Raw genomic sequence first — 10,930 nt, 5'->3', positions numbered from 1 at the left:
CAGCTAATCTCCCTGCAAACTCAGCCAGAACGCGTGCAGAGTGCTATGTATAACGCATCGATGCGTTTAATGCAGATTCGCAACCAACTCAATGGATTGGCTCCGAATCAAGAAGTTTTACGGCCCAGTCAACAGCAAGCGCTATTGACTGAACAAGTCATGCTAAATGCGCAGCTCGATTTACAGCGTAAAAATCTGGAAGCTAATACCACCTTACAAGATTTACTGCAAAAACAGCGGGATTACACCACTGCGCACATTAATCAGTTAGAGCGTTATGTTCAGCTATTGCAAGAGGTGGTGAGCGGTAAACGGTTAATTCTTTCGGAGAAGACAGCCAAAGAAGCGCAAGTGCCTGATGATGCGACTGATATCCAAAATGACCCCTTGGTCAGCCGTGAATTGGCGATAAACAAAGAGTTGAGCCAGCGGCTGATTAACGCCACTAAAGAAGGTAACACGCTGGTACAACAGAATATCCGGGTCAAAAACTGGCTGGATCGTGCATTGCAATCTGAACGTAATTTAAAGGAACAAATTACCGTTTTACGCGGCAGTTTACTGCTTTCTCGGATTCTGTATCAGCAGCAACTCAATTTGCCGACTTCCGGCTTGATTACCAATATGGGGCCACAAATCGCTGATTTGCGCCTGGAACAATTTGAAATTAATCAGCAGCGTGACCAGCTATTCCAAGGGGATGACTACATTCAAACCCTGATGACTGACAGTAAAGAGAAAGTCAGCCCTGATGTCGAAGATGCGCTGGGGCAAATCGTTGATATTCGTCGCGAATTGTTAGATCAATTGAATAAACAGCTGGGAAATCAACTGACTCTGGCAATTAACCTGCAAATTAATCAGCAGCAGTTATTGAGTGTTAACGAGTCACTACAACATACACTGACACAGCAAATTTTTTGGGTTAGCAGTAATAAACCGATGGATTGGTCTTGGCTCAAAGCGCTGCCGGGGGCGGTGAAAGCTGAATTGAGTAATTTTAATTTTACCCTGTCATGGAATGATGTATTAGCAGGATTAATGAAATCACTGGTATTCCTGATACCAATGCTGATTGTGGTCGGTGTGATCCGCTCACGCTACAAAATCATTAATAAGCATCTGGATAGTCTGGCCGCTGATGTCGGGCAATTAAAACACGACAGTCAAATGCACACACCGAAAGCCATCATGCTCACCTTGCTGAAAGTGTTGCCAGGGTCTCTGATCATATTGGGTATAGGTTATTGGTGTTTGCGTTCAGATTTTAATCTTAGTGATTTCTTCTGGAGTTTCTTCCAACGTCTGGCTCTGTTCTGGCTGGTGTTTGACCTGACCTATCGCATGTTATCGCCAGGCGGCATTACCGAGCGACACTTTATGATAGCCGCTGACCGATGCGCCCATTATCGACGTCAAATGGTGCGATTGGGGGCTGCATTGCTGCCTGTTATCTTCTGGTCTGCCTTGGGGGAGAAAAGCCCACTTCGGTTGGTAGATGATGTTATCGGGCAGGTCGTCATTGTTATTGCATTGGCATTGTTGGCGTTGTTCGTCTATCCATTCTGCCGTGATAGCTGGCGTGAGAAAGATTCCCATGCGGTTCGACTCGTGATAGTCACGGCTATTGCGGGAACGCCGATCATATTGATTGGATTAATGGTTGCAGGGTATTTCTACACAACTCTACAACTGGCAGGCCGCTGGATTGATAGCCTCTATTTATTATTCTTGTGGAATATCGTTTATCTGACCGCTATTCGTGGATTAGGGGTTGCGGCGCGGCGCTTGGCCTACCGTCGAGCCATCGCTCGGCGACAAAATTTGGTAAAAGAGGGGGCAGAAGGGGGAGAGCCAGTCGAAGAGCCTCCACTTGCATTGGAACAAATTAACCAACAGTCATTGCGTTTGACCACCATGGTGTTGTTCCTGATTTTCGCCACTTGTTTCTATGCCATCTGGGCTGATTTGATAACGGTTATCTCCTATCTCGACAGCATCTCTTTGTGGCATTACACCACAACCGTGGCGGGCGCGAGCGTTGCTCAGGCGGTCACATTGGGAAATATGCTGGTGGCATTAATGGCATTGGTGGTGACTTATGTTTTGACACGCAATTTACCGGGTTTACTTGAGGTCGTGGTGCTGTCGCGGCTACAACTGCGTCAGGGGACCTCTTATGCTATCACGACAATTTTGACTTACCTGATTACTGCCGTAGGGGGCATAACTGCACTCGGCTCCCTTGGCGTTTCGTGGGATAAGTTACAGTGGCTGGTTGCTGCGCTATCAGTAGGTTTAGGGTTCGGTTTGCAGGAAATCTTTGCCAACTTTGTATCGGGTTTGATTATTTTGTTCGAACGCCCTGTTCGTATCGGCGATACCATTACCATTGGGACTTTTTCCGGTAATGTAAATAAAATCCGTATTCGTGCCACGACGATCACTGATTTTGACCGCAAAGAGGTGATTATTCCGAATAAGGCCTTTGTTACCGAGCGCCTGATCAACTGGTCTCTCTCCGATACTGTTACCCGGATAATTATTAAAGTTGGGGTTGCGTATGGTTCTGATTTAGCGAAAGTAAAAGAAATTTTGCTAAAAGCCGCACATGAAAATCCGCGGGTTATGACTGACCCTGAGCCCCATGTGTTCTTCCTTAACTTTGGTGCCAGTACCCTTGATCACGAATTGCGTGTGTATGTCCGCGAATTACGTGACCGTAGCTATACAGTAGATGAATTGAATAGTGCTATTGATAAATTATGTCGCGAGAATGACATCAATATTGCGTTTAATCAGTTGGATGTGTATTTACACAAACCTGATGGCACAGAAATTCAAGAGGTGAGTCGGCCTTTTGATACGAAAGAACTCCCCTCGGTACCGTCGCAGAAGTCGGCCATTGGGGATACCAAACCTGATTTACCGGATATTAATAAGCCCCTGGCTTAACCCTGTCGGACGGGGGATAACAGTGAACTTAATCGATAGGCATGCAATGAACCGCAACAAGGCGATACTCGATGGTATCGCCCTGGCTAAACATCAGAAATAACCGGGTCAATCAGATGTCTTATTGCGCAGCTTACGCTGATAATCAAGTTGCACGATAGCTAACGCTGCCAGTGCTGTTTCTGGCGCTATCTCATTGCATTCCAGCAAGTAGATAAGATCTACTGCCAGTTGCAGTTCTGGTGACGCTTTTTCAACTGACATAATCTGGCCAATATTTGATTTTCAGTGAGTGAGGAAAGTCGGGTAGGATAAGCTACTGCCAGTTCCCATCTGACTTGATTTCAATTCATCTACCTAATAGATTTCAAGCTGTACTGAGGCGGCAAGTGAGAAAAACCGATAAGTTCACATAAACAAAGGTATGGGAGATTCAACCCAGCCGCCCCCGCAACTTGAAACAAGGTAGGCATAAAACAGTATAGAAAAGTATTCGCTATCGAAACCCTAATGATTCAAAAAATGTGACAAATATTCAAAAACCGCTCTCTTTCTTCTCAATGCTGCGCTCTATTTTTATCAGTGCCTGTCGGCAACGCATCAAACGGCCTTCCAAGGCGGCGAGTTCTTTCTGTATTTTTTGCTGCTCGGTCAGTAAATTTTGTTTACCCAGTTGGCTCTCTCTGTCCTGAATCATCGCCAGTATGCGCCGCTCATAATCTTGATGCTCAGCCAGCTTATGGTAAGGGTCCAGCTTATTATATTTGGGTTCAGGGTTGGTTTTTCTCAGCTTTTGAGTGGCTAACTCTCTTTGTAAGGCCGATATTTGCGCGACCAGCTTTTCAGCTAAAAAAGCGACTTGCTGTGTGCGATTCTCTGCAACGACCAGTTTCAATTGGGCCATGTTTTTGTGCACTTCCAGTAGATAATCACGAAAGCGGTTACCATGATTGCCAAATAATTTCAGGTCAAAACGGGCTTGCTGAGAAGGCATATTGGCTTGTGGGCCAACCTGCGCCGACAATGCCTCTATTTGGCTTTCAAGCACCTGCAATAGCTTTTCTGTACTCATGGTGCTTCTCCTGGATTCTTTTCGCTAGCTTGCCTTTGAATGCCAGGACTGACAAGCGAGGGGCGGCTAAAACGCTATTTAGGGGTAATAATGCCAAGAATACCTATTGATGATGACTCGTGCATGCGTTATTGATAGGACCATATTAAGACATCTTATTATAAAGGGAGTTTATGTCTCGTTGGTTGTTGATAGCTTTAGGTTGGCTGGCCGTCATTTTAGCGACCTTGGGTGTCGTGCTGCCACTTTTACCCACTACGCCGTTTTTGCTACTGGCGGCGTGGTGTTTTGCACGTTCCTCTCCCCGCTTTCATCATTGGCTGCTCTATCGTTCATGGTTTGGTGGCTATATCCGCACGTGGCAACAACATCGGGCTTTGCCCCCAGGCGCTAAATGGAAAGCCATATTGGTGACGGTACTCACGTTTGCTATTTCGCTCTGGTGGGTGAAAATTTGGTGGGTCAGAATCATCTTGCTGGTGATATTAACGCTATTATTAACATTTATGTTGCGGATGCCAGTTATTGACCTATCGCAACGAAAAAGGCTCTGAGCCGTTCACATCAGTTGCATTTTAATGCCAGTTTGCATAGATTTGAGCGTTTTCGTGCGCGGGATATTCCCTCGTTGCGTCTTTAAGGTTAAAGATGCAGTAATTTACTCTATCGAGGCATGGTGAGTTGATAGGCTAAGTTACTCAGTTGATGCCATTTTAGCATCGGCTGGCCGCGCTTTAGTATGTACAGCAGTTTTATCAGGCACAAATTATGACCGCTACTGCACCTAATACAGCACAACAGCTTAAATATATTAAAGACAGTATCAAAACCATCCCCGATTATCCAAAAACGGGAATACTGTTCCGGGATGTGACCAGCTTGCTGGAAGACCCATTAGCCTATGCCGCCAGCATTGAGCTGTTGACTGAGCGCTATCTGGATAAGGGCGTGACTAAGGTTGTGGGTACTGAAGCCCGTGGTTTCCTGTTCGGTGCGCCGGTGGCTTTATCTCTTGGTGTTGGCTTTGTTCCCGTCCGCAAGCCCGGCAAATTACCCCGTGCAACCATCAGCGAAAGCTATGAGTTAGAATACGGTACTGACAAACTCGAAATCCACACTGACAGTATTCAACCGGGCGATAAAGTCTTAGTTATTGATGACTTACTGGCGACCGGCGGAACCATTGAAGCAACGGTTAAGCTTATTCGTCAACTGGGTGGTGAAGTCACCGACGCCGCATTTGTGATTAATTTACCCGATTTAGGTGGCGAAGCTCGCCTGAATGACCAAGGTATTACTTGCTACAGCCTGGTTGATTTCGACGGCCATTGATTGTACTGAAAATATCAGCCTCGCTGTCAGTAGTGAGGCTGTGTTAGCATGACCCTCTATATTATTCAACTTCTCCGGTATTAATGAGCTATCAGGTCCTTGCCCGTAAGTGGCGCCCCAAAACGTTTGCAGACGTCGTTGGTCAGGAACATGTCCTGACAGCGTTGGCTAATGGCCTTTCATTAGGGCGAATTCATCACGCCTATTTATTTTCTGGCACCCGTGGGGTAGGTAAGACCTCTATTGCCCGGTTGTTAGCCAAAGGTCTCAACTGCGAAACGGGCATTACTGCTACCCCTTGCGGTACCTGCGCTAATTGCCTGGAAATCGAGCAAGGCCGGTTTGTTGACCTGATCGAAATCGATGCGGCCTCGCGCACTAAAGTCGAAGATACCCGAGAACTGCTGGATAATGTCCAATATGCACCCGCCCGTGGCCGCTTCAAGGTCTACCTGATCGACGAAGTTCATATGTTGTCACGGCACAGTTTCAACGCATTATTGAAGACGCTTGAAGAACCGCCAGCCCATGTGAAATTCCTGCTGGCGACGACCGATCCGCAGAAGTTACCCGTCACCATACTTTCCCGCTGCTTGCAGTTCCACCTTAAGGTCATTGATGTTGAGGTGATTCGTGCCCAGCTCGAAAAAATACTGCTAGCGGAGCAAATCAATAGTGATGCAAGGGCCTTGCAATTATTGGCTCGCGCCGCTGATGGCAGTATGCGAGATGCTCTTAGTTTGGCTGATCAGGCTATTGCGATGGGGGATGGTCATGTCACTACCGCCACCGTCAGCCAAATGCTGGGAACATTGGATGATGAGCAGCCACTGGCAATTATTGAAGCGTTAGTGAGTGCGGATGGCGCGCGAGTGATGGCCCAGCTTGAGCAAGCGGCATCTCGCGGCGTTGACTGGGAAAACCTGTTAGTCGAAACCTTAAGTTTGCTGCACCGCATTGCGATGGTGCAGTTATTGCCCTCCATGCTGGATAATCACTACGCGACTATTGAGCCGCGATTACGCGAACTGGCGCGAACACTACCGCCGACAGATATCCAGCTGTACTACCAGACATTGCTGGTGGGGCGAAAAGAGTTGGCATATGCCCCTGACCGCCGCATGGGGGTCGAAATGACCTTATTGCGCGCCTTGGCATTTCACCCTAAAGCCATCATTGCCGAACCGCAAATAGTGCCGGTGAGTGCTCCTGCGGCGCAGGCCGATAATACGCCGCCGCAACATATGCAGGCTCCGGCCTATGCCCAACATGCACCACAGCATGAGGCTCCGCCATTAGGTGTCACTGCGCCGGTTAATACCGAACTTCCCGATTCTACCGCGCAATTGCTGCAAGCGCGCACGCAGTTACTGCGACAGTCGGGGACGACCACACCAAAAAAGAATGAGCCGGCAGCGCCAGGAAAAGCGCGGCCGGTAAACTCAGCGCTGGAGCGTTTAGCTTCTGTGACTGAGCGCAGCCAGCAGCGACTGGCCGCCAAACCCACGGCAGAAAATAAGCCGACGAAGAAAGAAGCTTATCGTTGGACGGCGCAGAACCAACCAGAGGTGCCGACAGAGCCGGTAGCAACACCGAAAGCATTGCGATCTGCGTTGGAGCATGAAAAAACGCCGGAACTCTCTGCTAAGTTGGCGCAAGAGGCGACAGCGCGAGATTCGTGGGCGGCAGAGATAGATAAGTTACATATTCCCAAATTGGTGCAGCAACTTGCGCTGAATGCTTTCAAAGAAGAAATAGAACCGGGTAATATTTGCCTTCACTTGCGTTCTGCTCAGCGCCATTTAAACTCGCCCTCGGCACAAAAGACGTTGGCAGATGCATTGAGTGAATTACACGGTAATACGGTCACACTAAGTGTTATCGAAGATGATAATCTGGCGGAGCGTACCCCGCTAGAGTGGCGGCAGGCCATTTATGAAGAAAAACTGGCACAAGCACGCCAGTCAATTATCGCGGATAATAATATTCAGACACTGCGTCGTTTCTTCGACGCCGATCTGGATGAAGAAAGTATCCGACCGGTTTAACCGCTGCGATAAGTGCATGGTGCACTGACGCGGCCCCTTGCGATGAGAGATGACTATGTTTGGTAAAGGCGGTATTGGCAATTTAATGAAACAAGCCCAGCAGATGCAGGAAAAAATGCAGCAGATGCAGGAAGAAGTCGCCAAATTGGAAGTTACCGGTGAATCTGGCGCGGGCTTGGTAAAAGTGACTATCAATGGGGCGCATAACTGCCGCCGGGTTGAAATCGACCCAAGCCTGTTGGTTGAAGAAGATAAAGAAATGCTGGAAGATTTGATTGCTGCGGCATTGAACGATGCTGCTCGTCGTATCGATGAAACGCAAAAAGAAAAAATGGCTTCGGTATCAAGTGGTATGCAGTTACCACCAGGCTTTAAGATGCCGTTCTGATGCAAACCAGTCCACTCCTTGAATCATTGATGGAGGCGCTGCGCTGTTTGCCGGGTGTCGGCCCGAAATCGGCGCAGCGGATGGCATTCCAATTGTTACAGCGGGATCGTAGCGGTGGAATGCGCCTGGCACAGTCATTGACACGCGCAATGTCTGAAATTGGTCACTGTGCTGACTGTCGTACCTTTACCGAGCAAGAGCATTGCACTATTTGCTCTAATCCGCGGCGGCAGCAAAATGGTCAAATCTGTGTGGTCGAAAGCCCGGCAGATATCCATGCCATTGAGCAAACAGGCCAGTTTGGTGGGCGCTATTTTGTGTTGATGGGGCGTTTATCCCCCCTGGACGGCATAGGCCCCGGTGATATTGGTTTGGATTTGCTTGAAAAGCGGCTGGAAACTGAAACGATCACTGAAGTCATTCTGGCGACCAACCCGACAGTCGAAGGGGATGCGACCGCCAACTATATCGCTGAGATATGCGGCCAGTATGGTGTGTTAGCCAGCCGTATTGCGCATGGCGTGCCGGTGGGCGGCGAGTTGGAAATGGTTGATGGCACCACCTTATCCCACTCGTTAGCGGGGCGAAATCCCATTAAGTTCTGATTTCTTTCAGCGCCCATCCTATTTAATCGGGTGGGCGATTGTTTTGTTATTGATTATCATATGAATAATTTCATCCGTGATGTTCAATCAATCGCCCCTGATTCTCTGTTTTTTCTGCGTTAAGGCTTGAAAACCCCCGCAATTGACCCCATTTGATCCTCATTGTTCGATTTTATCTATACCCGTCATCTTTCAAATTGCAGGTGTGTTGGCTGCACTCGTTCACCCGAATCACTGACTGGAGTCAGCTCATCGGGCTCACGAGCTTGCCGTCGGCCTGTATTTTTGAAATCTATAGGGTAAACCTGTCGGTAATTTGGATTGAGGTAATTAATGAGTATGAAAGGTCAAGAAACCCGTGGATTTCAGTCAGAAGTAAAACAACTTCTTCATTTGATGATTCACTCGCTTTATTCCAATAAAGAAATTTTCTTGCGCGAGCTTATCTCTAACGCCTCTGATGCGGCCGATAAACTCCGTTTCCGCGCACTGTCTCACCCAGAATTGTTTGAAGGCGATGGTGAGCTGCGTGTGCGTTTATCTTTTGATAAAGAAAAGCGCACTTTGACCCTAAGTGATAACGGCATTGGTATGAGCCGTGAAGAAGTTATTGATAATCTCGGTACTATCGCGAAATCAGGGACTAAATCATTCCTCGAATCTATCGGTTCAGACCAGGCGAAAGATAGCCAATTAATTGGCCAGTTTGGTGTGGGCTTCTATTCTGCTTTCATCGTGGCAGATAAAGTCACTGTTCGCACTCGCGCAGCTGGCACGCCGGCAGATGCAGGCGTGTTCTGGGAATCAGCAGGCGAGGGTGATTACACTATCGCGGATATCACCAAAGAAGACCGTGGAACAGAAATTACATTGCACCTGCGAGAGGGTGAAGATGAATATCTCGATGACTGGCGTTTGCGCTCTGTTATCAGCAAATATTCAGACCATATTGCGCTGCCAGTCGAAATCCAAAGTAAAAATGAAGAAGATGGCACCGTCACTTGGGAGAAAATCAACAAAGCCCAGGCGCTATGGACTCGCGGCAAAGCTGAAATAACTGACGACGAATACACAGCATTCTACAAGCATATTGCTCATGACTTCACTGACCCACTGATTTGGAGTCATAACCGCGTAGAAGGTAAGCAAGAGTACACCAGTCTGTTGTACATCCCGGCGCAAGCGCCTTGGGATATGTGGAATCGCGACCATAAACACGGCCTGAAACTGTATGTGCAACGTGTGTTTATCATGGATGACGCTGAGCAGTTCATGCCGAATTATCTGCGTTTTGTTCGTGGCCTGATTGATTCTAATGATCTGCCGCTGAACGTTTCGCGTGAGATCTTGCAAGACAGCCGTGTAACGCAGAACCTGCGCAGTGCGCTGACTAAGCGTGTGCTGCAAATGTTGGAAAAACTGGCTAAAGACGATGCTGAGAAATATCAGCAGTTCTGGCAGCAGTTTGGTATGGCGCTCAAAGAGGGGCCAGCGGAAGACGGTAGCAACAAAAATACCATTGCCAAGTTGCTGCGCTTCGCTTCAACCCAGACAGACAGCTCCGCGCAGACCGTGTCGCTAGAAGATTATGTCAGCCGCATGGCCGAAGGGCAGGAGAAGATTTATTACATCACTGCTGATAGCTATGCTGCGGCCAAGAACAGTCCGCACTTGGAACTATTCCGTAAAAAAGGTATTGAAGTCTTGCTGTTGTCTGATCGCATCGACGAATGGATGATGAGTTACCTGACTGAGTTCGATGGCAAAGTTTTCCAATCAGTCAGCAAAGCAGATGACTCATTGAATAAACTGGCCGATGAAGAGCGCACCGATCAGCAAGAAGCGGATAAAGCGCTGGAGCCTTTTGTCGAGCGAGTGAAAACGCTGCTGGGTGAGCGGGTTAAAGATGTTCGCCTAACCCACCGTTTGACGGATACTCCGGCTATTGTGACCACGGATGCGGATGAAATGAGCACGCAAATGGCGAAATTGTTCGCCGCTGCTGGCCAACAAGCACCGGAAGTGAAGTACATCTTCGAATTGAATCCAGAGCATGGCTTGGTCAAACGTGCCGCTGATGTGGCTGATGACACTCAATTCGCTGAATGGGTTGAGTTATTACTGGATCAAGCGCTACTGGCTGAGCGAGGAACCTTAGAGGACCCTAATCAGTTTATTCGCCGCATGAACCAGCTATTAACCGCTTAATTTAGTATTAGAACGCCTCAGGTATGTAAGGTGTCTGAGGCGTTTTTTTTATTTAGTTTCATGCTGTTATAGTTATATTTCCCCAGAATTTTCCTGATCGAACCCCTCTGTCTCGCCTCGCGCGCCTTGAGCCAACCCCCCTGAAAATGGTAAGGTTGCTTGTTTTCCGCATTTTCGATTTATTTAAGTAAAAACACATAGAAAAACTACATAGCAAGGGGATTTACGCAATGCGTATCATTCTGCTGGGCGCTCCGGGCGCTGGTAAGGGTACTCAGGCTCAATTCATCATGGAGAAATACGGTATTCCGCAAATCTCTAC

At 48.0% G+C, this 10,930-nt stretch carries 10 protein-coding genes and 1 other annotated feature; of the genes, 8 read left to right on the top strand and 2 right to left on the bottom strand.

The genetic code is table 11. The annotated features are described in order from the left end of the window. Positions 1 to 2,955: mechanosensitive channel MscK (gene mscK / locus ACNSO8_RS05415; protein ID WP_418394034.1), on the top strand; the 2,955-nt coding region annotated here is incomplete at its 5' end. 108 nt (positions 2,956 to 3,063) lie between these two features. Here the strand turns inward: mscK and rsmS are convergent. Beyond that, positions 3,064 to 3,219 (bottom strand): pleiotropic regulatory protein RsmS, encoded by a 156-nt coding sequence (rsmS, locus tag ACNSO8_RS05410; protein WP_418394033.1) that lies wholly within the window; start codon positions 3,217 to 3,219, stop codon positions 3,064 to 3,066. Positions 3,220 to 3,490: 271 nt separating this feature from the next. Beyond that, positions 3,491 to 4,027 (bottom strand): primosomal replication protein PriC, encoded by a 537-nt coding sequence (priC, locus tag ACNSO8_RS05405; RefSeq protein ID WP_418394032.1) that lies wholly within the window; start codon positions 4,025 to 4,027, stop codon positions 3,491 to 3,493. A 173-nt stretch (positions 4,028 to 4,200) separates the two neighbouring features. On the opposite strand from priC, the gene ACNSO8_RS05400 reads away from it, so the two are divergent. The 7 genes from ACNSO8_RS05400 to ACNSO8_RS05370 form a co-directional block, all read left to right on the top strand. Then, a complete protein-coding gene (locus tag ACNSO8_RS05400) occupies positions 4,201 to 4,581 on the top strand; it encodes a DUF454 family protein (protein ID WP_418394031.1) in 381 nt (126 codons plus the stop codon). Positions 4,582 to 4,795: 214 nt separating this feature from the next. Continuing rightward, positions 4,796 to 5,359: an adenine phosphoribosyltransferase gene (gene apt, locus ACNSO8_RS05395; protein ID WP_418394030.1), complete on the top strand. Its 564-nt coding sequence runs from the start codon at positions 4,796 to 4,798 to the stop codon at positions 5,357 to 5,359. An 83-nt stretch (positions 5,360 to 5,442) separates the two neighbouring features. Next, a complete protein-coding gene (dnaX, locus tag ACNSO8_RS05390) occupies positions 5,443 to 7,407 on the top strand; it encodes a DNA polymerase III subunit gamma/tau (protein WP_418394029.1) in 1,965 nt (654 codons plus the stop codon). Further along, positions 6,737 to 6,801: a sequence feature (DnaX frameshifting element), on the top strand. Its footprint overlaps the gene before it by 65 nt. A 55-nt stretch (positions 7,408 to 7,462) precedes the next feature. After that, positions 7,463 to 7,795 carry a YbaB/EbfC family nucleoid-associated protein gene (locus ACNSO8_RS05385; RefSeq protein ID WP_019081276.1) on the top strand — a complete coding sequence of 111 codons (333 nt, stop codon included), beginning with the start codon at positions 7,463 to 7,465 and terminating at the stop codon, positions 7,793 to 7,795. Continuing rightward, positions 7,795 to 8,400 carry a recombination mediator RecR gene (recR, locus tag ACNSO8_RS05380; protein WP_418394028.1) on the top strand — a complete coding sequence of 202 codons (606 nt, stop codon included), beginning with the start codon at positions 7,795 to 7,797 and terminating at the stop codon, positions 8,398 to 8,400. The genes ACNSO8_RS05385 and recR overlap by 1 nt, the downstream gene beginning before the upstream one ends. 339 nt (positions 8,401 to 8,739) lie before the next feature. Next, positions 8,740 to 10,608 (top strand): molecular chaperone HtpG, encoded by a 1,869-nt coding sequence (gene htpG / locus ACNSO8_RS05375; protein WP_418394035.1) that lies wholly within the window; start codon positions 8,740 to 8,742, stop codon positions 10,606 to 10,608. A 230-nt stretch (positions 10,609 to 10,838) separates the two neighbouring features. After that, on the top strand, positions 10,839 to 10,930 hold a 92-nt coding region (locus tag ACNSO8_RS05370), incomplete at its 3' end, for a nucleoside monophosphate kinase (protein ID WP_148695432.1).

Source organism: Yersinia sp. LJYL362 (genome assembly GCF_048323875.1).
Note: the sequence above shows the minus strand (reverse complement) of the source record. Positions and strands in the feature narration are given on the sequence as shown.